Here is a 23,337-nt window from a genome sequence, read left to right on the forward strand (position 1 = left end):
TATGTTTTACGACATAACGGAGTGAGTCATGAGATCACGTTGCTTTCACGGCAGGCGCGACGATTCGCGCGGCTTCGGTTCCGAATTTCCTTTCGATGCGCTGGAGCGCCTGGACCGCCTTGCGTGGCGCGGCTGGGCCATGATCGGAGGTCATCGGCACGGCGGCGGCGGGCGCTTCGGCGGCGGCTTCGGTGCGGGCGGTTTCGGTGGTGCAGGCGGTTTCGGCGGCGGCGCGGACGACATGGGCGGCATGCCGCGCGGCCGCAAGTTCTCGTCCGAAGACCTGCAACTCTTGCTGCTCGCCATGCTGGCCGAGGCGCCGCGCCACGGTTACGAACTCATCAAGGCGCTGGCGGATCGCTCCAACGGCTTCTATGCACCGAGCCCCGGCATGGTGTATCCCGCGCTGACGTATCTGGAAGAAATCGGCTATGCGACGGTCGAGATGGAAGGCAACCGCAAGCGCTACGCCCTGTCGGATGCGGGCCGTGAATACCTCGCGGCGAATCGCGAGCGCGTCGACTTGATGCTTGCCAAGCTCTTGCATTTTGCACGCAAGATGGACCTCGTACGGCGGGCCTACGCGGGCGAGGAAGTCGACGAGAATGCGGGCGACGGCGGCTGGGTGCCCGAACTCGTCGCCGCACGACGCGCCCTGAAGCGGGCGCTGCTCCTGCGCACCGATGCATCGCCGCAGGAGCAGCGCCGCATCGCCGCGATTCTCGAACGTGCGACAGCCGACATCGAACAAGACAATGCGCCGAAGCAGGCATAAAGGAGCGACAGGATGAGCGATTCACTCGTCGAAGCACAAGAAGGCCGCGCCGAACTGGAAGTCACGCGCGTGCGTCACGCGCTGAAATTCCGCTTGCTCCAGGTCAAGCGAGTTCGGCCGATCAATCCGCATTTTGTATGCATCACACTGACTGGCGAGGCGCTTGCCGACTTCGAAAGCGCCTCTTTCGACGACCACGTGAAGGTTTTCTTTCCGCACCCTGGCGAAAGCATGCCGGTGGTGCCGCAGGCCGGACCGGACGGTCCCGTGTTCGATCCTGCCAAACCGCGGCCCATTGCCCGCGACTTCACGCCTCGGCGCTTCGATCGGGCGGCGCGAGAATTGGATATTGAATTCGCGCTGCACGACGCCGGCCCCGCGACCGCGTGGGCCGCGAAGGCCGCGCCGGGGGACTACCTCGGCATCGGCGGGCCGCGCGGTTCGTTCGTCATTCCGACGCACTTCGACTGGCATCTGCTGGTCGGCGACGAGACCGCGCTTCCCGCCATCGCCCGTCGCCTGGAGGAACTTCCGCCCGGCACGCGCGTGGCGGCGCTGCTAGAAGTCGCCGATCCCTCCGCGCGAATCGAATTCGATACACGCGCCAATCTGTATGTGCAGTGGTGCTACCGCAGCGACGCCGCGTACCCGGGCGGCGACCTCTTGCTCGCGTTGCGCGGAACGTATCTGCCCGACGGCGAAGGTTACGTGTGGGCCGCGGGCGAGGCCGCGCTCATGCGCGCGGTGCGGCAGCTGTTGTGCAATGAGCGAGGCATCGACAAGCGCCGCATTCGCGCGTCCGCCTACTGGAAGCGCGGCGAGCAAGGCGTGCATGGAGCGATCGAAGACTGAATTCGCGCCCCGGTGGCCCGATAAACTAAACTGATGGCTACGCCTCTTTCAGCATAGCCATGGATAACCGGGAACTGCTCAACCTCGCCTATCTGCGCGCCTTCAGGCTCGTGGCACAGACGGGCAGCGCCACGCGGGCGGCAGCCGCCCTCTTTCGCGCGCAATCCGCTGTTACCCGTTCCTTGCAGGAACTGGAAGCAGCAGTCGGCGAGACGCTCTTCGAACGTCGCCCATCAGGCATGTTGCCGACACCTGCGGGTCGCGCCGTTCTTCTGCGTTGCGAACGGATCTTCGCGGAGCTGGAAGCGCTGAGTCAGTGGTGCTCGGCGCGGCAGTCGCGGCGACGCTCGGCCAACGGCAACGCGTTGCCTGCCTTCCTGCTCAACACGCGGCGGCTACAGTTATTCTCGGCATTGGCGCGTCATCGACACATGCCGAGCGCCGCGCAGACGCTCGGCATCAGTCAGCCCGCAGTCAGCAGCGCCATCCGCATCATGGAAACGGGCGCGGGTATACAATTCTTTTATCGCAGCCCGCGCGGCCTGCTGCTCACGAGCGAAGGCGAGACCTTCGTGCTCCACGTGCGTCGCGCGCTCAACGAACTGCGCCACATCCCGGACGATATCGCGGCTTTGCGTGGCACCATTCAAGGCTATGTGACCGTCGGCGCGCTGCCGCTCGGCAGGACGCTGATTCTTCCGGGGGCGATTGCGCGCGTGGCCTCGCAATATCCGGGCGTGCGGATAGCTACCGATGAGAGCGCCTACGAACCGCTCGTGGCCGGCTTGCGAGCGGGCGACATCGACTTCGTCTTGGGCGCGCTCAGGCCGAACGATGCATCGAGCGGATTGACCAACGAGCGCCTGATGTCGGAGGACATGGTGGTCATCGCGCGGCGCGATCATCCGCTGGCTAAAGCCAAGGGTTTGACGTTGAAAGAGTTGAGCGCCGCGCAATGGGTCTTGCCGCGTAGCCACGCGCCCGCACGCGGCATGTTCGAAGCGCAATTCAAGCGGCTCAGGCTCAAACCGCCGATGCCGACGGTCGAGACCGCCGACCTTGCCGTGATCCGTGGCTTGCTCACGCACACCGATATGCTCGCGGTCGTATCGGCGCAGCAGTTGCACTATGAATGCGAGTCGGGGCAACTCGTCGTGCTCGATATCGCGATGCAGAACACACGGCGCGATATCGGGCTTACGTTACGCGCGGGCAGCACGCCTTCTCCGGCAGCCCGCGCGCTGATCGACGCGATTCGCCTGACGGTCGATCAACTCGCGCACTCGGCGGGCGGCGCGAAGCTGACGAAACATCGTGCGTAACGCGGTGATGCTGCCGACCAATTCATCGTACTCTTGAACCTCAATGAGTGATTCCTCGCGCGACATTTCAAGCCATGAATGATTCCACAAGCGCTATCGACGCTGTCCAGTTTGCTCAAGTGACCGGCGGTCGGTATCCGCTATCCATCGAATACCAATGGCTCAACGCGGAGCTCAAAGACGCGCCCATTGCGGTATTTCTGCACGAAGGACTAGGCTCCATTGCGTTATGGAAAGACTGGCCGCACACGCTATGTGATCGCCTCGGTTGCCGCGGACTCGTGTATTCGCGCCCGGGTTATGGACGTTCGACGCCGCGTCGCGCAGACGAGCATTGGGCGGCAGATTTCCTGCATCATCAAGCACAGGTCGTCCTGCCTGCGCTGCTCGATGCGATCGGCATAAACGAAAGCGAGCGCGCACGCATGTGGATGATCGGGCATAGCGACGGCGGGACGATCGCCTTGCTCTATGCAAGCGCGTATCCCGAGTCGTTGGCAGGTGTCGCCGTGCTTGCGCCGCATGTGTTCGTCGAGCCGATGACGGTTCAGGCGATCACGCAGGCACGAAGCGCTTATGAGAGCGGCGTCTTGCGCTCGCGGCTTGAGCCCTACCATCAGAATGTGGATTCCGCCTTCTATGGATGGAATGACGCATGGCTCGATCCTGCGTTCCTTCACTGGGATATCACTGCGACGCTCGAGTCCATCCGCCGGCCGCTGCTCGCCATTCAAGGCTACGACGATGAATACGCGTCCATGCAGCAGATCGACAAGATCAAGGCAGCGGTTGCTCACGCCCATGTCGTCAAGCTGCCGGACTGCCGTCATTCGCCTCACCGCGACGCAGCCGAAGCAGTGAACGAAGCCATTGCCGCCTTCTTCGATGCGCAGCGGACTGCGTGAGTCAATTTTTCCGCCAGAGTCGCGTTAGGGTTTCGTTCGGCTACCGGGCAAGCATTTAGCTAAGTGTCCGATGCAAGCAAACCTCGCTGCGTTTATCGAAGGAGAAATGCCATGCTGCTTACCGATGAAGAACTCGCGCGTCTGGAAACCGTAGCGCCTTTCCTGCAAAGCGAGGCGCGAACGTCCCTCGAATTCGAGGCGGACTACGACATCACGATGGAACTCGCTGAACATTTGCAACCGGGCTTGCGCGTGCGCGCTCCGGGCGCGACGGCGGCCACGGCTGCGGCGGCCGCGCTTGCTGCTCCGCCGTATCCGCTCGACTTGTTCGTCGGACTTCCGCTCAGCGAACTGCGCTCGCTCGCGCATGCCGACGACAGGCGCCGCGAAGACGCCATCGCGCTGTTCGGCGCCACGTTCTCGCCGCGCCTCTTACGCGCCATTGCAAAGATGACGCCCAATGAAATCGACCTCGATGCCGGCGTGCAAAGCGAAGCCGGCACGCTTGCAGTGATGCTCGAAGAGAACGAAGGCGCGTAAGAGCACGCTCCGTATTTACCCGTGAACTCACGCAAGGCGCTCATTGCACGCGCCTTGCGTTGTTATAATCTTATCAACGTAAGACCAGAAACTCACAATCGTCGACGCGTGGAAAGCACTGCAAAACGATGGCCAAGATCGACCGCCTCCGCACGCTCTCGAGCGCATTAGAAAAACAAAACGTGATGCGTCTTCGCGATGCCGCCGCGCTTCTCGGTGTCTCCGAAATGACGGTGCGCAGGGACGTTGCGGCCAACCCCGGGCAGTTCACTTACCTCGGCGGCTATATCGTGAGCGCGGCGGACCTGCCTAATGCAGCGGGCTATACCATCGACGAGGAGAAGGACCACTTCGCGCAAGCGAAAGCCATTGCGTCGAGTCATGCTGCGCGCCTGCTCGCGAACAACGAGACTGTGTTCATCGACTGCGGCACGACGTTGACGACACTGGCGCGGCAGATTCCCGCTGAAATGCATCTGACCGTGGTGTGTTACTCGCTTAACGTAGCGGAGATTCTGCGCCGCAAGCCGAACATACGCATGATTTTGCTCGGCGGCGTGTACGTGCCGTCGTCGGAATCATTCGCCAGCGATGAAAGCGTCGAAACGCTTCGGCGCATGGGAATCAACAAGGCATTCATGTCGGCCGGCGGTGTCGATGAAGTACGCGGCGTGACGTGCTGGAACTTTCATGAAGTCGCCATCAAGCAAGCGGCCATGGCGAGTTCCGTCGAACGGCATCTCGTCGTCGATGCGAGTAAGTTCGGCAAGGTGAAAGCGGTGCGCTTCTCGCAGATCTCAGACTTCGACTCTGTCATCACCGAGGAAGGACAACGGCGCACGGACTCACGCGAATAGCCGAGGCGTAAGTCCCGTAAGTCCAAATGCGCCGCGCGTTGCGCTATTGCCTGCGACCCAATGCGAAGAGCGTTCCTGCGATGAGAATGAATGCGCCGATGATGACCTTCTGCCACGTGCTCGGCACACCCACGAGAATCAGCACGCTATTGATGAGCGTGACGAGGACGACACCGAGCAGCGTTCCTGTCACCGTTCCCGTGCCGCCGGTAATGCGCGCGCCGCCGAGGATCACCGCGGCAATGACATCGAGTTCCGTGCCGACGAGATCGAACGGATTGGCGAGCCGGTTCGTCGATACATGCAGAATGCCCGCCACGCCGGCGAGCAGACCCGTGTAGCCGAACACGAACAAGTGGATCGCGCGCAGGTTATAGCCGAGCCGTTCCGCAATGGCGAGACTGCCGCCCATCGCATAGACACCGCGGCCCATCATCGTTCGATTGAGCAGCCACCATGTGACGATCGCCGCGATCACGAGCGCGAGCACCGACACGGGAAGCACCGCGCGCAAGCCGTCCGCCGTGTGGTAATAGAAAAGCGGCAAGCGGCCGAACACATCCATGCTGTGCGGAATGTTCATGAAGAACTGCGTGCCGACGAAAGTCAGCAACAAGCCGCGAAACAGATATTGCGTGCCGATGGTGACGATCAGCGAAGGCGCTTTCAGCCGATGCACGAGCATGCCGTTGACGACACCGAGCAGCACGCCGCCCAATGCGCCCGTCAACACGATCAGCGCGAACGGACATTCGGGCCACCATGCGAACACCGCCTTGGTGATCGAATACATCGTCAACGCAGCGATGGCGGTGAACGATACGTCGATCCCGCCCGACGCGAGCACGACGAGCGTCCCGAGTGCAAACAGCGACACCGTCGTCGCGGAATGCAGCATGTCGAAGAGCGTCGCGAACTGGAAGAAGCGCGGGTTGAGGCTGCCCACGATCAGACACGTGACCAGAATCAGCCCGACGGTGAACCACTCCGGCTTGCGCATCAATTGCGCGTAGAGGCTGCCCTTGCGCACGCGGGGCGCGACGTTGCTCACGGCTTGCGGCACGGTCTCGCTTGCGGCGCCGCGGATGGATTCGCTCATGCTCATGCTGCCTCAGAAAGTAGCGCGTGATACAGATCGGCCTCGCTCAGACGATCGGCGCGATATTCGCCGGCGACGCGGCCTTTCTTCATCATCAGAATGCGATCGCAGTTTTGCAGCAGTTCGGGCAGATCATCGCTGATGAGAATGATGCCGATGCCCTCTTTCGACAGCCGCTGCATGATGCGGTAAATGATGTCCTTGGAGCCAACATCGACGCCGACTGTCGGGCCATGCAGAATCAGCACGCGTGGATTGATCGCGAGCCAGCGGCCGATCAGCACGCGCTGCTGGTTGCCGCCGGAAAGCGACTGCACCGGCTTGTCGACATCGGGCGTGGCGATTTGGAGATCCTTGACGGTGCGCTCGGCTAGCGCCTGCGCGCGCTTGCGATCGATTTGCCCGATGCGGTCGCGCAAGCTCGCGATCATCGCGGTCACGACGTTATCGCGGATCGGCTTGTCGAGAAACAGCCCTTCGTTCAGGCGGTCTTCCGGCACATAGCCGATGCGTTGCGTTCTTGCATCCGCAGGCGATTGCAGGCGAACGCGCATGCCGTCGAGCGTGACGACGCCGCTGTCCGCCGGTGCCACACCCGCGAGCGCGCGCGCCAGTTCATTGCGGCCGGAGTCCAGCAGTCCCGTCACGCCCAGTATCTCGCCTTCGTGCAAGGCGAACGATACGTCGGCGAACTGACCCTTGCGGCCCAGTTCCTTTACATCCAGCACGACTTTCGATGCACGCGCCTCGCCTTCTTCGCGGTAGCGGTCGGTCGAAAGATGCTTGCCCGTCATGAGCTCGCTGATCTGCGCCTTCGTGTAGTGTTCGATCGGTCCTTGCGCCATCTTCTGACCGTCGCGCAGCACGATGACTTCGCCGCCGATCGCATAGCACTCGTCGAGCTTGTGACTCACGAACAGCACGGCCACGCCTTGCGCGCGCAGTCTCGCAAGCACCGCGATCAGGTTGTCGACCTCTTTCTGCGTGAGCGAGGTCGTGGGCTCGTCCATGATGACGAACTTCGCTTCGCTCGCAATGGCGCGCGCAATGGCCACGAGTTGGCGCGTCGCCAGCGGCAATTGTTCGATCAGGGTCTTCTGGAACTCGGCGTCGCCGGGCAAACCGACGGCTTCGAGCGCGCGTGCGGCGGTCGTCGCGAGCGCGCGCCGGTCGAACGTGCGCGCGAGCTTGCCCGCGTGCTCCGCGAGCTCGGAAGTCAGCGCGACGTTCTCCGCCACGCTCATGTTCGGCAGCAGCGACAAGTCCTGATACACGGTCTCGATGCCGGCGGACAATGCTTCGAGCGGCGAAAGCCGCGCATGACGCGCGCCTTCGATCACGAGCTCGCCTTCGTCCGGCGGCTGCGCGCCCGAGATGATCTTGATGAGCGTGCTCTTGCCACAGCCGTTTTCACCGAGCAGGTGATAAATCTGCCCGCGCTGAAACGCAAGGCTCACGCCACGCAGCGCATAGACGCCGGTAAAGCGCTTATGAATATCGACGACTTCGAGGAGCGGTGTCTCTTGGGTCATGGCGTATGGATTAGGGCGGCGCGCGCGTCGAACGTCGAACGTCGAACGCCGCGCGCCGCTAACATCACATCAGTCGCATCAGAACGGGTATTGCTTGTAGTTCGTCTTGTCCACGTCCACCCAGCCGGTGCCGCGAACGATCACGCCCTTGCCCGGTCCTTTGCTCACGGTGACCTTGTTATAGCCGGTAATGCCGAGGTCCGCGCCGTTCTCCACCGTCTTGCCGTCGACGAGCATTTGCGCCACCTTGTTCATCGCGATGCCGGCGAGCTTCGGGTCCCAGAATGCGATGCCGTTGATTGCGCCGCTTTCGAGGAACTTGCCCGCTTCGGTGGGCAGACCCGTGCCGTACACGCAGATCTTGCCGACCTTGCCGGCCTCTTCCACTGCGCGCCCGATGCCGATTACATCCAGCGACGAAGAGCCCTGAAAGCCGGTCAGGTCCGGATGCTTGCGCAGCACTTCCTTCGCGACCTGATACGCGCGCTCGCCGTCGTTATTCGTTTCCAGCTTCGGCTCGACGAGGTCCATCTTCGGATACTTGGCCTTGGCGTTGCCGATGCCGCCGTCCGCCCATTGCACCTGCGAACGGCTGCCGAGCGAGCCGACCAGCACCGCCCACTTGCCCTGCTGTCCCATGCACTTCGCGAGACGTTCGTTCAGGCCCGCGCCGTATGCGGTGTTGTCGAACGCTTCGATATCGACCATCGTGTTCTTTGCGTTGTCGGCTTCATGCGTGACCACCTTGATGCCGCGATCCATTGCCTTCTTGAGCGCGGGTTCGAGCGTCGGCGGATCGTACGGGACCACTGCAATCGCAGTGACTTTCTTCGCGATCAAGTCCTCGATGATCTTCAATTGCTGCGCGGCGTCGGCGCGGCCGGGTCCTGTCTGATAGACGTTGATGTTCGGGTTCGCCTTGCCGAACTCTTTCACGCCGTCGTCCATGCGATTGAACCAGTTGATGCCGGTCACCTTGACGACCGTGACGATCGTTTCGTTCGTCGCGGCCTGGGCGGCCATGACCGCGCCCGCAGCAAGCGCCATCGCGGTCAGCGCGGTGCCGATAGTCTTGAGCTTCATCGTGTTGTCTCCTTTATGTTTCGAATGTCGTTCGATGGTCTTTTGAAGCAATCACAAGCGAGTGGTCAACGTCCCGTCGATGCTGGCGGCGGTGGAATCTTCGAAGTGGGCCTGGCTCCGCCGATGCCGAAGATCGCGCGCACACGCTCGCCGCCCGCGAAGGCGAGTGAGGCGAGCAGCAGGAAACCCCACGCGCAATCGCCGAAGAACTGGGAGACGCCAAGCAGATTGAAGAGACTCGACAGGAACTGCAGGACCGTTGCCGCGAGAAACACGCAGACAATGCGTCCGTAGCCGCCCGCCGGATTCACGCCGCCCATCACCGCGATCAGGATCGCGATCAGGAGATAAGAGTTGCCGTAGTCCCACTTCGCGCTCGACGTATGCGTCGCGCTGATGAGACCCGCCAGCGATGCGAGCACGCCGCACATGCCGTAAGTCAGAATCAACATGCGCGCGCGCGGAATGCCTGCATAGAAGGCGGCTTTGGGATTGGTGCCCATGAGGTAGAGCCGCAGGCCGAACGGCGTGCGCTTGAGGACCCAGCCGAGCACGAGCACCGCCGCAATGAAGATCCACAGCGAGATGGGCACCTGAAGGAACGTGCCGTTGCCGATGTTCGAGAGCGCATCGACATATTCGACTCGCACCGACGCGCCGTTGCTCAACACGACGGCGATGCCCGTGAAGAGCAACTGCGTGCCGAGCGTGCAGAGAATCGGCGTCAGCCTGAGCTTGGCAATGACCACGCCGTTCAGCAGGCCGCCGATCAAGCCCATCGCGACGACGATGCCTACGAAGACGGCCGTATAAAGCGCGGGTGAATCGTCGGCGGAGACCATGTGCGGCAGAGCCATCGCCGCGACCATGCCCGAGAGGTTCGCGAGCCCGACGCCCGAGAGGTCGATGCCGCCATTGCCCGAGACCATCGACAACATGATGCCGAGCGCGAGCAAGCCGAGTTCGGGCAATTGGCCGCCCATCGACTGAAGATTGTCGATGTCGAGAAACTGGCCGTGCGAAAGCCAAGTCGCGACGATCACCACCAGCAGATTCACGCCGATGAGAAAGTTGAACTGCCGGTCAGCGAGCCACTTCGACGCTTTCATTGCGTCACGCTCCTTTCGCTCAACAACGCATTGATTTCGTCGAGGCGAGGCATCGAGGGCGCGGTGCCTGGCCGCGTGACCGAGATGCTCGCCAACGCGCATCCGAAGCGAACCGCATCGAGCGCGCTGTCGCCGCGCGCGAGCGCCGCCGCAAAGCCGCCGGTGAAGCCATCGCCCGCGCCGGCGGTTTCGACCACGCGTCCGCATTCGAACGCAGGAACCAGCACCGATTCGTTCGCGCTATGCAGAAGCGCGCCCGCTTCGCCCAACGTGATGATCGCTGCGCGCGCGCCTTTGCTCAACAGAACATCCGCCGCGCGACGCGCATCGTCGACGGTCTTCACGGCGATTCCGGTCAATGCCGCCGCCTCGGTCTCGTTCGGCGTGATGTAGTCGCAAAGCGGATAGATATCGTCGTCGAGTGGCAACGCGGGCGCAGGGTTGAAAACGGTCGTCACGCCATGCTTTCGCGCTAGTTCGAGCCCGCGTTTCGCGGCCGGAACCGGCTGCTCCAGTTGCGTGACGAAGACGGCTGCGTTCGCGATGTCGGCTTCGATGGCATCCACGTCATCGGGGCCGAGCGTGCCGGCCGCGCCCGCCGCGACGATGATCGCATTGCCGCCGGTATTCTCGTCCACGTAGATATGCGCGGCGCCGGTCGCGATATCGTCTATCACGCTGGCTCGCGATGTAATGCCTTCGGCCGCCCACGTGGACTGCGCGATCTTGCCGAACGCATCGTTGCCGATGCGCGTGCAGAAGATCACGTCCGCGCCCGCGCGAGCGGCGGCCACGGCCTGATTCGAACCCTTGCCGCCCGGTCCCATCGCGAACGCGGAGCCCGCCACAGTTTCGCCGAGCAAAGGCATGCGCTCTGCACGGAAAGCGAGGTCCGTCACATAGATGCCGAGGATGACGACGCTGCCGCTCATGGCGCGTCCCCTTGCGGCGCATCCGGCGCAAGCTGCACGCCTTTCTTGAAGATGAAGCAGCCGTAACCGCGCGTCTCGCCCGTGCGGATGACGCAGTAAGCATTCTTCGCGCGCTCATAAAACGCGAAGCGTTCGATCGGCGCGAACGCCACTTCGCGGCCTTCCGCGTGATCGACTTCGCGTTGCGCTTCGCGCTGCACGGCGGGCAAGGCGGTCGCGTCGCCGACGACTTCCATGCGGCCTGCGGGATCGTCCACGAACGTATCGAGCGGCATCACCGACAGCACCGCGCGCACGACACGCGGCGCATTCGCGCCGTCGATCCGCAAGAGCTTGCCCAAGACGGTCTGGCGCGCGACCGAATCGCCGGGAAAGTTGGCGTCGCAAACGACGACTTCATCGCCGTGTCCCATCGCGGCCAGCGCGTAAAGAATGTCGGCGTTCAGAAGCGGGTCAATGTTCTTCAGCAAGAGCGTCTCCTCCATGCATGGGCGCGTCCCGTTCCAGGATCTGCGCCGTTGAACCTCAAATTACGAGTTCCGCGGATCAATCTCCATACGGCACCCAGATATTCTTGACTTGCACGGCTTGGCGCAAGAAGGGCAAACCTTCACTCGATGCATCATGCCAGTCGAACAGTCGTCCGTGATCGACAAAGGTTCGCTTCAGATTGCCGACCGATTCGCGCTCCGCCATCGCCGAAAGCGCCGCGCCATTGAAGCACCAGAGCGCATCGACGTCATCGTGCTGGGCCAGCGTTTTGCCAAGCGAGCGCGCATCGCCGGTCACGATGTTGAGCGCGCCGCCCGGCACGTCGGACGTATCCGCGACCTGATAGAAGTCTGTCGCCATGAGCGGGCACGTCATGCTCGGCACCGCCACGACCGTATTGCCCAGCGCGAGCGCGGGCGCGATCAGCGAGACGAAGCCGAGCAACGGCGCTTCGTCCGGACAGATGACGCCGATCACGCCGACCGGCTCGTGCATCGCCAGCGCGACGCCGTGCAGCGGCGGCGCATGCACCGCGCCGTCGAACTTGTCGGCCCACGCTGCGTACGTAAACAAGCGGGCAATCGACGCATCGACTTCGCGCTTCGCATCGCGTTCGCTGGAACCCGCGCGTGTCACGAGTTGGCGCGCGAATTCATCCGCTCGCGCGCTCAGATTCTCCGCGAGGTAATACAACACCTGCGCGCGGTTGTGCGCGCTCGCTGCCGCCCATTTCGTCATGCCGCGCGCCGACGCCACTGCATTGCGAATGTCCTTGCGATTGCCCTCGGCCACTTCGCCGACGATCTCGCCCGCAGGCGAGCGCACGAGCCGCGAGTAACCGCTGTCCGGCCGCGTCTGCTTGCCGCCGATGAAGAGCTTCGCCGTGCGGTCGATCGCGCTGACGTTCGCCGATTCCAGCAGCGAGTCCGGCTCGGCGGGCGGCGCTTGCGTCTCGGTGCGCATCGGCAGCTTGGACCATGCGTGCGGCTTGAGATATTCGTATATGCCCTCGCGTCCGCCTTCCCGCCCGAAACCGGACTCGCGATAGCCGCCGAAGCCCACTGCCGCATCGAACAGATTCGTCGCGTTGATCCATACGACGCCGCATTGCAGGCGCGGCGCGACGTCCAGCGCGCGGCTGATGTTCTCGCTCCAGACGCTGGCGGCGAGGCCATAGCGCGTGTTGTTCGCCAGGGCGACGGCTTCGTCGGGCGTGCGAAAGCTCATCGAGACGAGCACGGGCCCGAAGATTTCCTCTTGCGCGAGCGTCGATGCCGGCGCGACGTTGGTCACCAGCGTCGGCGCGAAAAACGCCCCGCCTTCGGGCAGCACGAGACGCGAGGGCTGATGAATCTCGCATCCTTCGCTTTCGCCTTTCGCCACGAGCGCGCGAATGCGTTCGAGCTGCACGTCATCGACAATGGCGCTCATGTCGACGCCCTTGTCCAGCGACGGCCCGACGCGCAGCGTTTCCATGCGGCGCTTGAGCTTGTCGATGAAGCGTGCTTCGATGCCTTCCTGCACGAGCAGACGCGAACCCGCGCAGCATACCTGACCTTGATTGAACCAGATCGCATCGACGACGCCTTCCACGGCCGAGTCGATATCGGCGTCGTCGAACACGATGAATGGCGACTTGCCGCCCAATTCCAGCGTGAGCGATTTGCCCGAGCCCGCCGTCGTCGCGCGAATCTGACGGCCCACTTCGGTCGATCCGGTGAACGCGATCTTCGCGACGCGCGGATGCTCGACGAGCGCCGCGCCCGTGCGGCCGTCGCCGGTCACGACGTTGAGCACGCCCTTCGGCAAACCCGCGCGGTGCGCGAGTTCCGCGAAGAGCAACGCCGTGAGCGACGTGTATTCCGCGGGCTTGAGCACCACGCAATTGCCGAGCGCAAGCGCGGGCGCGATCTTCCACGCGAGCATCAGCAGCGGAAAATTCCACGGCACGATTTGCCCGATCACGCCGAGCGGCGCCCAGTCCGCGAACTCGCGATCCTGCAATTGCGCCCAGCCCGCGTGATGCAGAAAGTGCCTTGAAACAAGGGGGATATCGATGTCGCGCGATTCGCGAATCGGCTTGCCGTTATCGAGCGATTCGAGGACGGCGAAGAGGCGGCTATGCCTTTGCACCATGCGCGACAGTGCGTACAGGTGCCGCGCGCGGCCCGCGCCGCCGATGCCTTGCCATGCTTCGAGCGCGTCGTGCGCGGCTTGCACGGCGGCATCCACGTCGCCGCTCGACCCTTGCGCGATCGACGCGAGCACGCGGCCCGTCGCCGGCTCGCGCGAATCGAAGCGATGTTCGTCCGCGCCGTCTCGCCATGCGCCGTCGATGAAATGGCCGAAGCGTCCGGCATGTTGATCGAGCCAAGCGCGCACGGCGCGATCGTCTTCCGGTGCGGGTCCGTATTCCATCGAAGAAAAATAGTGGGCTACGCTCATGAGGCTTGTGTCTGTATTGGCTTGGTTCAGGCGACCGGATGGCGGTTGAACGACGAATAGCGTCCGCTCACGTGATGTTCGAGTTGCCGCTCGATATCGGCAAGCAGGCTGGACGCTCCAATGCGGAACAAGTCCGCTTCGAGCCATTCGCGCCCGAGTTCCTCCTTCATGAGAACCTGATAGTTCAGCACCGATTTCGCGGTCGACACGCCGCCCGCCGGCTTGAAGCCGATCGCGATACCCGTGCGCGCCAGATATTCGCGGATCATGCGCACCATCACGAGCGACACGTCGAGCGTCGCATTGACGCCTTCCTTGCCCGTCGAGGTCTTGATGAAATCCGCGCCGGCCATCATGCAGATCATCGAGGCCTTCGCGACGTTGGAGAGCGTGCGTATGTCGCCGGTGCCGAGAATCGCCTTGACGTGCGCGTCGCCGCAAGCCGCGCGAAAGTCGCGCATCTCGTCGTAGAGCGCTTGCCAGTTTCCGGTCAGCACGTACTCGCGCGTGACGACGATGTCGATTTCCTTCGCGCCGTCCGCCACCGATGCTTCGATCTCGCGCAGCTTGAGCGCATGCGGATTCAGGCCGGCGGGAAATCCGGTGGACACGGCCGCGACGGGAATGCCGCTATCGGCGAGCGCTTCCACGGCCGTCTTGACGAAGCGGTGATAGACGCACACGGCGCCTGTCGTGATCGGCTGATCCGACATGCCGAGCGCGTCGAGCAGATCCTCGCGCAGCGGGCGGCGCGCCTTGGCGCAGAGCCGTTGCACGCGCGCGGTGGTGTCGTCGCCGCTTAGCGTCGTGAGGTCGATGCAGGTGATCGCCTTCAAGAGCCACGCCGCCTGCGCGTCTTTCTTGACGGAGCGGCGCAAGCCGAAGCTCGCGGCCCGGCGCGCGACCGCCGACTGATTGACGCGCAGCCCTTCGAGCCATGCGAGGTCGAAAGGGACGCCGGGATTGCGCGCGCGCGTGGCCGGGTGAGCGGTTCCGGGCCACGCGACGATGGACTTCGATGCGGTTTCCAGCATGAGATCGGTAGGCTGTGCGCTTGCGCAACGCACAACAGCTTTTGATAGATTGATCTCAGTCTATCGCATCGTTGTTACGATCGTAACATAGGGAAAGTGCGGAGGGGGTTAGGCCGCCCGCGCTTCGGGCTCGACCGCAGGACCGCTCCGGCCCGCCGGAATCGCGAGTCCCAAGTGTCCGCGCAGCGTCGTCCCCTCGTAAGCGCGACGGAAGATGCCGCGCCGCTGAAGGATCGGCACGACGCCTTCCGTGAACGCTTCGAGACCGTCGGGCAGCACGTCGGGCATCAGATTGAAGCCGTCGGCCGCGCCGTTCTCGAACCAGTGCGTAATGTCGTCGGCCACCTGTTCCGGCGTGCCGACGATCACACGATGCCCGCCGCCGCCCGCCAGCGCGCGCACCAGTTCGCGCACCGTATAGCCGTGCGTGCGCGCCTGCGCGAGCGTCGCGTTGAAGAACGTGTGATTGCCGTTGCCGTCGTTGGGCAGCGGAAGATCGGCGGGCAGGCGGGCATCGAGTTGCAGCGATTCGACGGGCACGCCGAGGGTTCCCGCGAGGCGGTTGAGGCTGTAGCGCCACGGAATCAGATCGACGAGTTCATCGCGACGGCGCAGCGCCTCGCTCTCCGTCGCGCCGATGATCGTGGTCAACCCGGCGAGCACCTTCACGGCGTTCGGGCCGCGTCCATAGCGCGCCGCCCGCTCGTTGAGATCGGCGCGGTAGGCGCGCGATTCGTCGAAAGACTGCGACGCCGAGAACACGGCCTCCGCATGACGCGCGGCGAGTTCCCGTCCATCGCCCGATGCGCCCGCCTGCACCAGCACCGGATGCCCTTGCGCCGAACGCGGCAAGTTGAGCGCGCCCTGCACGCCGAAGAAGCGCCCGCGATGCTGCGCCGGATGCAGCTTGTCCAGATCGACGAAACGCCCGCTCGCCTTGTCCGCCACCAGCGCATCGTCTTCCCAGCTGTTCCAGAGCGATTTCACGAGCGTCGCGAACTCATCGGCGCGGGCATAGCGTTCCGCGTGCTGTGGGACCGCGTCGAGACCGAAGTTCCGCGCGGACGGCAGATCGGCCGTCGTCACGATGTTCCACCCGGCGCGGCCGCCGCTGATCAGATCGAGCGTCGCGAACCTGCGCGCGATGTTGTACGGCTCGTTATAGCTCGTCGAAGCGGTCGCGATCAGTCCGATATGCGTGGTCGCGGCGGCCACGCTCGTGAGCAGCATCGTCGGTTCGAGCGCGGTGATCGGACGCATGTCGAGCTGATCGGAAATCGCGGCGTTGTCCGCCAGAAAGATCGCGTCGAGGCAGGCGCGCTCGGCGGTCTGCGCGAGCCGCACGTAATGATTCACGTCGATGAACGCGCGCGGATCGGCCTTCGCCACGCGCCACGCCGACGGCACGAAGCCCGAATGCAGCGCGTTGATGTTGAGATGCAACTGGCGCGGAAGAGATGCGCTCATGACTGTCACTCCGTTTCGATGATGATGGCCGCGGCGCTCAGAACACGCGCCCTTCGGTCAGGTGCGTGGTCACGCCGTTCAGTTCGTAATCGCCGATCACGCGCGATTTATGCAGCAGCGGGTTGTGGCTGAAGATGGTGCGCAGATTGCGCCAGTGGCGGTCGAAGTTGTGTGCGCGCGACGTGGCCGACGCCCCGCCCGCTTCGAACATGCGTTCCGCCGCATGCAACGCGAGCTTGCTCACGACGAGCTGCGTGCGCGCGGTGACGAGCGCGCCTTCGAGCACGAGCGCATCGGCACGCGCGTCGCCGTCGCGCACCGCGCGCGACGAGCGGTCGAGCGCGCGGGCGTTCTCGCGCACGAGGGCGTCGATTGCGTGACTGTGCGACGACAGATCGCCCACGACCTGTTGAATGAACGCATCCTCGCGCGCGGTCGGCGCGGGGCTATGCAACGCGGGGCGTCCGTGTTGCACCACGTAGCGTTTGGCATCCGCGAGCACGTTGCGCACGATGCCCGCCGCCACCGCCACCAGATGCAGTTGCCGCAGCGCGCCGGCGTGGCGGCCGGCGAGCGTCGTCAGATTGCGCGGCGCGACTTCGTCGGCCTGCACGCGCAACGAATCGAACACGAGGCTGCCGCTTGCCGTCATGCGCTGACCCATGCCGTCCCAGTCGTCGAGCACATGCAGACCTTCGCGCCGAACAGGCACGATCGCGACGACCGGTTCGCCGAGATCATCCTGCACGTTGAGCCGCGCGTAGTCCGCGAAGGCCGTGCCCGTCGCGTAGTACTTGCGCCCGCTCAGGCGATAGTGGTCGCCGTCGCGCGTGAGTTGCGTCGTGATCTCGCCCGGACGCGACGTGCCCGCTTCGGTCGAGGCGCCGCCGAAGATCGCGCCATCCACGATGCGCTCGATCTGCAACGCGTTGAACGGCGTGCGAGGCGAAAGCAGCAACGCTTCGGTCTGATCGAAGTGGATGCGCAGTGCATGCGCCACGTTGCTTTCATGCGCGGCGAGCGTCGAGATGACGTGGAATACGTCTTCGAGCGAGCCGCCGAGACCGCCCCACTCCACCGGCAGGCGCAGCTTGCCTAAGCCGGAGGCCCGAAAGCGCGCGAACGCTTCGAACGGCAACTCGCGGCGCGCCTCGCGGGCCGCGGCTTCTTCGCCGATTTCGCGGGCGAGCGCCGGCAGCGCATCGAGCGCGTCCTGCAATGCGTGATCCGGCTCTGTGCGGATGCGTGCGAGTGTCGACATCTTTCTTCCTTGTTGATGAATCGTGCAGAGAGGTCAGGCCGCGTGCGCGTTCGGGCGGCCTGCGGGAATCGCATCGAGCAGCGCGCGCGTGTACGCGTGCCGCGGCGCGCGCCAGATATCGCGATGGCCGCCGCTCTCGACGATCCTGCCGCCGTGCATCACATGCACGCGGTCGGCGATATAGCGCACCACGGAGAGATCGTGCGAGATGAAGAGATAAGCGAGCCCCAGATCGCGCTTCAGTTCGACGAGCAGATTCAGAATCTGCGCCTGAATGGAAACGTCGAGCGCCGATACCGGTTCGTCGCAGATCAGGAGCGCCGGTTCGAGCACCAGCGCGCGGGCGATGCCGATGCGCTGCCGCTGTCCGCCGGAGAACTCGTGCGGATAGCGAGCGAGCGCGGCGGCTGGCAGACCGACGCGATCGAGCATGGCCAAAGCGCGCGCGCGCCGCGTGTGCGGATCGCCGCCGATGCCGTTCACCGCCATCACGGTATCGAGAATCTCGCCGACGGTGCGGCGCGGATTGAGCGACGCATAGGGGTCCTGAAACACCATCTGCACGCGTCGCCGGAGCGGTCGCAGCGCACGTTCGGCGAGCGGCACGAGGTCGGTGCCTTGCAGACGGATCGAGCCACCGGTGACGGGCGCGAGCCGCAGAATCGCGCGAGAAAGCGTCGACTTGCCGCAACCGGATTCGCCGACGAGGCCGACGGTCTCCCCGGCCGCGATATCGAACGACACGCCGTTCACCGCGCGCAGCGTGCCCTTGCCGTGCCGGTGCGCGTAGTCCACCGTGAGCCGGTCCACCGACAAGAGCGGCGCATCGGCGTGAGGCGTGGCTGCATCGAATGTGCGCGGCGCGAGCGGCGTCACGTGAAACGCGGTGTCGCCGTCCTCGCGGCTGCCGTGGCGAATCTCGGGCAGCGTCCAGTCCCGATAGTGAATCTCACCCGACAGATTCAGCGACGCGCCCAGGAGACCGCGCGTGTAGGCATGAGCCGGCGCGGCGAAAAGCGTCTGGACGCGCGCCTCTTCCACCTTCTGGCCGGCCAGCATCACGGCGACGCGATCCGCGTGCTGCGCGACCACGCCCAGATCGTGCGTGATGAGCAGGAGGGACATCGACAACTCGCGCTTCAGCTCGTCGAGCAATTCGAGAATGCGCGCCTGAATCGTCACGTCGAGCGCGGTGGTCGGCTCGTCGGCGATCAAGAGGCGCGGACGGCACGCCACCGCCATCGCGATCATCACGCGCTGGCGCTGGCCGCCCGAGAGTTCGTGCGGATAGTCGGACACGCGCCGCTGCGGCTCCGGCACATGCACGAGGTCGAGCAATTCGACGGCACGGCGCAGCGCCGCCTGCTTCGAGAGCGATTCGTGTCGATGCAAGGTCTCGGCAATCTGCGCGCCGATGGACAGCACCGGATTGAGCGAGGTCATCGGCTCCTGAAAGATCATCGAGATCTGCGAGCCGCGAATGTCGCGCATCTCGCGCGGCGCGAGCGTCAGCAACTCGCGGCCTGCAAAGCGCACGCTGCCCGTGACGGTGCCCGGCGCCGGCACGAGCCGCATCAGCGCGAGCGCCGTCGCGGACTTGCCGCAGCCCGATTCGCCGACGAGCGCCAGCGTCTCGCCCTGCGCGATGTCGAGATCGACGCCGCGCACCGCCTGATGCGCGCCGAAGTTCACGCGCAGCTCGCGCACTTGCAGCAGATTGACTTCGCTCATGCGCGCTCCCGCAAACGAGGGTTGAGCGCGTCGTTCAGGCCGTCGCCGAGAAGATTCAGCGCGAGCACGGCGATCACGATGGCCGCGCCCGGCAGCGCCGTCAGATACCAGGCGGTGCGCAGCGAATCGCGTCCCGCGCCGATCATGCCGCCCCAGCTGACGACGTTCGGATCGCCCATGCCGAGAAACGAGAGCGACGATTCGATGAGGATCGCGCTCGCGACCATCACGGAGGCCGTGACGATCACTGGCGGCAGCGCGTTCGGCAGGATTTCGCCGAAGATGATGCGCGCATCGGAGAAGCCCTGACTGCGCGCCGCGAGCACGAAGTCGGCCTGACGAAGCGTGCGGAACTCGGCGCGCACGATGCGCGCGACCGTCGGCCACGACGCAATGCCGATGGCGAGCGCGATGACCGTCACGCTCGGCTTGCCGATGGCGACGATGACGATCACCAGCAGAAACGACGGCACCGTCTGAAAGACCTCGGTGACGCGCGCGAGCAGATCGTCGATGACGCCGCCGAAGAAGCCGCCCAGCGCGCCGACGAGCGTGCCGATGACGAGCCCCATGCCGGCCGCCGACGCGCCGATCAGCAGCGACACGCGCGTGCCGTGCGCGATGCCCGCCGCGACATCGCGCCCGAGCGAGTCGGTGCCGAGTTTGTAAAGCGGATCGGCGCCGGGCCACTCGAACGGCGGCGCGACCATGTCGAGCGGATCGCCGGGGAAAAGATGCGGCGCGGCGAGCGCGAGCGACAAGAGTGCGACGAGCAGCACGATGCCCGCGAGCGCCGACGGATTGCGCAGCAACGCGCGCCACACGCCGCGCGTGGCGCGTGGCGCGTCGGCCTGCGCGCGGCGCGCGCCGAACACCGCGCCTGCGAGTTGACGCCGCCACGCGGACCCCGCGGATGCTTGCGCAGTGACGAGTTCGGAAGAGTCGGTTGCCATGCTTGAGCCGAAGAAAGGGAAGGTTTCAGGCGATGCGCGGATCGAGCCACGCCTGCAGCAGATCGATCACGAGATTGGCTGCCATCACGAGCAGCGACGACAGCAGCAGTACGCCCAGCAGCACGCTGAAATCGCGCGCCATGACCGCATCGAGCGCCAGGCGACCGAGGCCCGGCCAGCTGAACACCGTCTCGGTGACGGCCGCGCCGCCGAGCAGCGTGCCGAAGTGGATGCCGACCATCGTCGTGAGCGGCATCAGCGCGTTGCGCAGCACGTGACGCACGCTCACCCGCAACGGATGCAGCCCTTTCGCATGCGCGGTGCGCACGAAGTCCTGACGCTGCACTTCGAGCATCGCGGCGCGCGTGAGACGGGCGTAGATCGCCACGAAAAACGTGCCGAGCGTCGCGGCGGGCAGCAGCGCGTGTTTCGCGACATCGGCGACATACGCGAGGCCGTGCAGATTCGCGCCCACGGTCACGTCGCCGCCGCTCGGCAGCCAGCCGAGTCGCACGGAAAACAAGATGATCGCGACGAGGCCGATCCAGAAGCCCGGCGTCGAATACAGCAGCAACGCGAGCACCGACAGCATGCGGTCGGGCCACTTGCCCGCCCAGTGCGCCATGATCGCGCCGAGCACGACGCCCGCCACGATCGCGAACGCGAGCGCGCTGCCCATCAGGATCAGCGTGTTCGGCAAGCGCGAGAGAATGAGCTGCATCACGGGCGCGTCGTATCGCGGGGAGTAGCCGAGACTGAAATGCGCGAGATGCGACAGGTACGCTGCGAGTTGATGCAGCAGCGGCTGGTCCAGCCCGAACTTCGCTCGCAGCGCGGCGAGCGTCTCCGCCGTCGCGGAGCCGGATTCGCCCGCGAGCACATCGGCGGCGTCGCCCGGCATCAGCTTCAGCAGGAAGAAGTTCAGGACCACGATGGCCAAGACCGTCGGCACCGCCTGCCATGCGGTGCGTCGGGCGATCGCAACGAGGCGCGCGCGTCGGTTCATGCCTTTGCCCTCACGCGCTCAGATACACGTCGGCGAAATTGCCTTCGAGACCCTGCGCCGACACCGTGTGATTGCGCACGCGCCGGTTCGCGAGCGTCACCATGCGCGGCGCGACGAGATTCAGGATCGGCAGGTCGCGGTAGACGATCTGCTGAAACTGCTGAAAGAGCGCGACGCGCTTGCTTTCGTCCGGCTCGGTCGATGCCGATTCGAGCAGCCGGTCCACGTCGGGATTGCTGTAATGCGGCGCATTCGAGAACGGCACGCCGGGCCGTATGTTCTTCGACCAGTAGAGCCGTTGCACGCCCACGCTAGGATCGAAGAGCGTATTCACGCCGATGCTCGTGAAGTCGAACTGGCGGTCGGCATACACGCGCTTGAGGAACGAAGGCAAGTCTTGCGAGCGCACCGTCACGTCGATGCCCACGCGCGCGAGCGCCGATTTCACATAGTCCGCCTGACGCCGGTACATGTCGCCGTAAGGCAGGAAGTCGTGCGTGAGTTGAAAGCGCGGGCCGCCGTTCTTGCGCGGATAACCCGCCGCGTCGAGCAGCTTTTCGGCGGCGGCAGTATCGAATGCATACGGCGCGAGCTTCGCATCGTGGTAGGGCGAGCCCGGCGTGATCGGCGTGGGCGAGATGTCGGCGTATCCGTATGCGATCGTCTTCTGCACGATCTGCGGATTGATTGCATGCGCGATCGCCTGCCGCACGCGCAGGTCCTTGAGAATCGGGTGATCGAGATTGAAGTCGATTTCCGACAGCGGTTCGAGAAAGCGATAGCCGCGCGTCTCCGTCGCGAGTTGCGGCAGTTGCGTGAGACGCGGCAAGTCGGTGAGCGGCACCGGGTTCTCACCACCGAGATCGAGCGCGCCGGTTTCGAACGCGGCCGAGCGCGCGGCGGCATCGGGAATCACTTTCAGAACGAGCGAATCAATGTAGGGCTTGCCCGCGTCCCAGTAATCCGGATTGCGCTCGTAGACGATGTTCGCGCCGCGCGTCCACGACTTGAAGCGAAACGGCCCGGTGCCGATGGGCGCATTGTTGTGCGGATTCGAGAGCGGATCGCCGGATGCGTAGAGGTGCTTCGGCACGATGGGCGACTCGCCCGCCGACAGCGCCTTCAGCAAGTACGGCGCGGGCTTCGCCAGTTCGATGACGGCCGTGCGCGCATCGGGCGTCGAGACCCGCGTGACGTTCGCGAACGTGCTGCGGCCACGCGGATGCACCGACTTCAGCAGGTCGATCGAGAACGCGACGTCCCCTGACGTGAACGGCTGGCCGTCGTGCCACTTGACGTTCTCGCGCAGGGTGAACGTGTACTTGAGCCCGTCGTCGGCCACCTTCCATGCGGTCGCAAGCTGTGGCTTCGGCTTCAGATCGAAGTCATAGGCGAGCAGACCTTCGAGCACCTTGGAACTTGCCACGAGCGCGGGGCCGGTCGTCTGGAAGATCGACACCAGCACCGGCGGCTCGGGATTGATCAGCATGTTGAGCGTGCCGCCGCGCCGCGGAGCCCCGGCGTCTTTGCTCTGTGCGAAAGACAGCGAGGAGAGGCTTGCCGACGCCAGCGCGGCGCCCGTGGAAAGAAGGAAGTGTCGTCGGTTGATGCCTGTCATGCGATGCCGTTCTCGTGCGTTGCATTCGTCGGTTGGATGGGCTCGCGACGAACCGCCGCCTGCGGTACGAATGCTGCACCGCCGCGTGATTCGCGCAAGCCGTCACCATAGAACGGCAATCGCCGAACGCAAACCAAGCGTTCGGCATATGCAAAGCAGGTCGCAAGAGATTAGCGAAGAAGCATGGTGCAGCATGGGTCGAACTCCAGGCCCGCACCGACCAATTGTGAAAATCGATGCGCCACGGTATGCGACGCCTCAATACCGCTATGATCCCGGTCGAATTTGCAACGTCATCCTGACGAAATCTCCACCTAAGTCGTT

The 23,337-nt window shown here is 64.5% G+C and carries 20 protein-coding genes; 6 read left to right on the top strand and 14 right to left on the bottom strand.

The features are described from left to right. Positions 1 to 28: 28 nt before the first annotated feature. The 6 genes from NCR35_RS20685 (at position 29) to NCR35_RS20710 (ending at position 5,251) form a co-directional block, all read left to right on the top strand. On the top strand, positions 29 to 775 hold the full coding sequence (locus NCR35_RS20685; protein WP_502801706.1) for a PadR family transcriptional regulator: 747 nt from the start codon (positions 29 to 31) through the stop codon (positions 773 to 775). Positions 776 to 787: 12 nt separating this feature from the next. Next, a complete protein-coding gene (locus NCR35_RS20690) occupies positions 788 to 1,627 on the top strand; it encodes a siderophore-interacting protein (protein ID WP_250535790.1) in 840 nt (279 codons plus the stop codon). 59 nt (positions 1,628 to 1,686) lie between these two features. Then, the gene (locus NCR35_RS20695; RefSeq protein ID WP_250535791.1) at positions 1,687 to 2,949 is read left to right on the top strand and encodes a LysR family transcriptional regulator; all 1,263 of its coding nucleotides are present in this window, start codon (positions 1,687 to 1,689) and stop codon (positions 2,947 to 2,949) included. Between the two features lie 74 nt (positions 2,950 to 3,023). Then, positions 3,024 to 3,854: an alpha/beta fold hydrolase gene (locus NCR35_RS20700; RefSeq protein WP_250535792.1), complete on the top strand. Its 831-nt coding sequence runs from the start codon at positions 3,024 to 3,026 to the stop codon at positions 3,852 to 3,854. A gap of 111 nt (positions 3,855 to 3,965) precedes the next feature. Beyond that, a complete protein-coding gene (locus tag NCR35_RS20705; protein WP_206470871.1) occupies positions 3,966 to 4,394 on the top strand; it encodes a hypothetical protein in 429 nt (142 codons plus the stop codon). A gap of 128 nt (positions 4,395 to 4,522) precedes the next feature. Further along, entirely contained in the window at positions 4,523 to 5,251 is a 729-nt protein-coding gene (locus NCR35_RS20710; RefSeq protein ID WP_250535793.1) for a DeoR/GlpR family DNA-binding transcription regulator, read from the top strand. Positions 5,252 to 5,294: 43 nt separating this feature from the next. Here NCR35_RS20710 and NCR35_RS20715 read toward each other — a convergent pair whose 3' ends face one another. The 14 genes from NCR35_RS20715 to NCR35_RS20785 all read right to left on the bottom strand — a co-directional run bounded on the left by NCR35_RS20715 (position 5,295) and on the right by NCR35_RS20785 (position 23,013). Further along, complete coding sequence (locus NCR35_RS20715) at positions 5,295 to 6,356, bottom strand: ABC transporter permease (RefSeq protein WP_371747498.1); 1,062 nt, start codon at positions 6,354 to 6,356, stop codon at positions 5,295 to 5,297. Next, positions 6,353 to 7,882 (bottom strand): sugar ABC transporter ATP-binding protein, encoded by a 1,530-nt coding sequence (locus NCR35_RS20720; RefSeq protein ID WP_244850935.1) that lies wholly within the window; start codon positions 7,880 to 7,882, stop codon positions 6,353 to 6,355. Before NCR35_RS20720 ends, NCR35_RS20715 begins: the two co-directional genes overlap by 4 nt. Before the next feature lie 78 nt (positions 7,883 to 7,960). Beyond that, entirely contained in the window at positions 7,961 to 8,965 is a 1,005-nt protein-coding gene (locus NCR35_RS20725) for an autoinducer 2 ABC transporter substrate-binding protein (protein WP_250535794.1), read from the bottom strand. Positions 8,966 to 9,030: 65 nt separating this feature from the next. Beyond that, positions 9,031 to 10,074 carry an ABC transporter permease gene (locus NCR35_RS20730; protein WP_250535795.1) on the bottom strand — a complete coding sequence of 348 codons (1,044 nt, stop codon included), beginning with the start codon at positions 10,072 to 10,074 and terminating at the stop codon, positions 9,031 to 9,033. Continuing rightward, entirely contained in the window at positions 10,071 to 11,006 is a 936-nt protein-coding gene (gene rbsK / locus NCR35_RS20735; RefSeq protein ID WP_250535796.1) for a ribokinase, read from the bottom strand. The genes NCR35_RS20730 and rbsK overlap by 4 nt, the downstream gene beginning before the upstream one ends. Continuing rightward, positions 11,003 to 11,476 carry an RbsD/FucU family protein gene (locus tag NCR35_RS20740; protein WP_250535797.1) on the bottom strand — a complete coding sequence of 158 codons (474 nt, stop codon included), beginning with the start codon at positions 11,474 to 11,476 and terminating at the stop codon, positions 11,003 to 11,005. Before NCR35_RS20740 ends, rbsK begins: the two co-directional genes overlap by 4 nt. Before the next feature lie 76 nt (positions 11,477 to 11,552). Beyond that, on the bottom strand, positions 11,553 to 13,943 hold the full coding sequence (locus NCR35_RS20745) for an aldehyde dehydrogenase family protein (protein WP_250535798.1): 2,391 nt from the start codon (positions 13,941 to 13,943) through the stop codon (positions 11,553 to 11,555). 26 nt (positions 13,944 to 13,969) lie between these two features. Further along, positions 13,970 to 14,977 carry a deoxyribose-phosphate aldolase gene (deoC, locus tag NCR35_RS20750; protein ID WP_250535799.1) on the bottom strand — a complete coding sequence of 336 codons (1,008 nt, stop codon included), beginning with the start codon at positions 14,975 to 14,977 and terminating at the stop codon, positions 13,970 to 13,972. A gap of 108 nt (positions 14,978 to 15,085) precedes the next feature. Further along, positions 15,086 to 16,444 carry an LLM class flavin-dependent oxidoreductase gene (locus NCR35_RS20755; RefSeq protein ID WP_250535800.1) on the bottom strand — a complete coding sequence of 453 codons (1,359 nt, stop codon included), beginning with the start codon at positions 16,442 to 16,444 and terminating at the stop codon, positions 15,086 to 15,088. A 37-nt stretch (positions 16,445 to 16,481) separates the two neighbouring features. Next, complete coding sequence (locus NCR35_RS20760; RefSeq protein ID WP_250535801.1) at positions 16,482 to 17,705, bottom strand: acyl-CoA dehydrogenase family protein; 1,224 nt, start codon at positions 17,703 to 17,705, stop codon at positions 16,482 to 16,484. Between the two features lie 33 nt (positions 17,706 to 17,738). Continuing rightward, a complete protein-coding gene (locus NCR35_RS20765; RefSeq protein WP_250536024.1) occupies positions 17,739 to 19,436 on the bottom strand; it encodes an ABC transporter ATP-binding protein in 1,698 nt (565 codons plus the stop codon). Continuing rightward, entirely contained in the window at positions 19,433 to 20,389 is a 957-nt protein-coding gene (locus NCR35_RS20770) for an ABC transporter permease (protein ID WP_284503179.1), read from the bottom strand. Before NCR35_RS20770 ends, NCR35_RS20765 begins: the two co-directional genes overlap by 4 nt. 25 nt (positions 20,390 to 20,414) lie before the next feature. Beyond that, on the bottom strand, positions 20,415 to 21,395 hold the full coding sequence (locus NCR35_RS20780; RefSeq protein ID WP_250535802.1) for an ABC transporter permease: 981 nt from the start codon (positions 21,393 to 21,395) through the stop codon (positions 20,415 to 20,417). A gap of 10 nt (positions 21,396 to 21,405) precedes the next feature. Continuing rightward, complete coding sequence (locus NCR35_RS20785; protein ID WP_250535803.1) at positions 21,406 to 23,013, bottom strand: ABC transporter substrate-binding protein; 1,608 nt, start codon at positions 23,011 to 23,013, stop codon at positions 21,406 to 21,408. Between the last annotated feature and the right edge of the window lie 324 nt (positions 23,014 to 23,337).

This window comes from Caballeronia sp. AZ10_KS36 (assembly GCF_023631105.1).
GTDB lineage: Bacteria > Pseudomonadota > Gammaproteobacteria > Burkholderiales > Burkholderiaceae > Caballeronia.

What these genes read in the sequence shown, in the direction of transcription:
- NCR35_RS20685 (WP_502801706.1), top strand. Translation starts at nt 29, where the DNA reads ATGAGATCACGTTGCTTTCACGGCAGGCGCGACGATTCGCGCGGCTTC.
- NCR35_RS20690 (WP_250535790.1), top strand. Translation starts at nt 788, where the DNA reads ATGAGCGATTCACTCGTCGAAGCACAAGAAGGCCGCGCCGAACTGGAA.
- NCR35_RS20695 (WP_250535791.1), top strand. Translation starts at nt 1,687, where the DNA reads ATGGATAACCGGGAACTGCTCAACCTCGCCTATCTGCGCGCCTTCAGG.
- NCR35_RS20700 (WP_250535792.1), top strand. Translation starts at nt 3,024, where the DNA reads ATGAATGATTCCACAAGCGCTATCGACGCTGTCCAGTTTGCTCAAGTG.
- NCR35_RS20705 (WP_206470871.1), top strand. Translation starts at nt 3,966, where the DNA reads ATGCTGCTTACCGATGAAGAACTCGCGCGTCTGGAAACCGTAGCGCCT.
- NCR35_RS20710 (WP_250535793.1), top strand. Translation starts at nt 4,523, where the DNA reads ATGGCCAAGATCGACCGCCTCCGCACGCTCTCGAGCGCATTAGAAAAA.
- NCR35_RS20715 (WP_371747498.1), bottom strand. Translation starts at nt 6,356, where the DNA reads ATGAGCATGAGCGAATCCATCCGCGGCGCCGCAAGCGAGACCGTGCCG.
- NCR35_RS20720 (WP_244850935.1), bottom strand. Translation starts at nt 7,882, where the DNA reads ATGACCCAAGAGACACCGCTCCTCGAAGTCGTCGATATTCATAAGCGC.
- NCR35_RS20725 (WP_250535794.1), bottom strand. Translation starts at nt 8,965, where the DNA reads ATGAAGCTCAAGACTATCGGCACCGCGCTGACCGCGATGGCGCTTGCT.
- NCR35_RS20730 (WP_250535795.1), bottom strand. Translation starts at nt 10,074, where the DNA reads ATGAAAGCGTCGAAGTGGCTCGCTGACCGGCAGTTCAACTTTCTCATC.
- rbsK (WP_250535796.1), bottom strand. Translation starts at nt 11,006, where the DNA reads ATGAGCGGCAGCGTCGTCATCCTCGGCATCTATGTGACGGACCTCGCT.
- NCR35_RS20745 (WP_250535798.1), bottom strand. Translation starts at nt 13,943, where the DNA reads ATGAGCGTAGCCCACTATTTTTCTTCGATGGAATACGGACCCGCACCG.
- deoC (WP_250535799.1), bottom strand. Translation starts at nt 14,977, where the DNA reads ATGCTGGAAACCGCATCGAAGTCCATCGTCGCGTGGCCCGGAACCGCT.
- NCR35_RS20755 (WP_250535800.1), bottom strand. Translation starts at nt 16,444, where the DNA reads ATGAGCGCATCTCTTCCGCGCCAGTTGCATCTCAACATCAACGCGCTG.
- NCR35_RS20760 (WP_250535801.1), bottom strand. Translation starts at nt 17,705, where the DNA reads ATGTCGACACTCGCACGCATCCGCACAGAGCCGGATCACGCATTGCAG.
- NCR35_RS20765 (WP_250536024.1), bottom strand. Translation starts at nt 19,436, where the DNA reads ATGAGCGAAGTCAATCTGCTGCAAGTGCGCGAGCTGCGCGTGAACTTC.
- NCR35_RS20770 (WP_284503179.1), bottom strand. Translation starts at nt 20,389, where the DNA reads ATGGCAACCGACTCTTCCGAACTCGTCACTGCGCAAGCATCCGCGGGG.
- NCR35_RS20780 (WP_250535802.1), bottom strand. Translation starts at nt 21,395, where the DNA reads ATGAACCGACGCGCGCGCCTCGTTGCGATCGCCCGACGCACCGCATGG.
- NCR35_RS20785 (WP_250535803.1), bottom strand. Translation starts at nt 23,013, where the DNA reads ATGACAGGCATCAACCGACGACACTTCCTTCTTTCCACGGGCGCCGCG.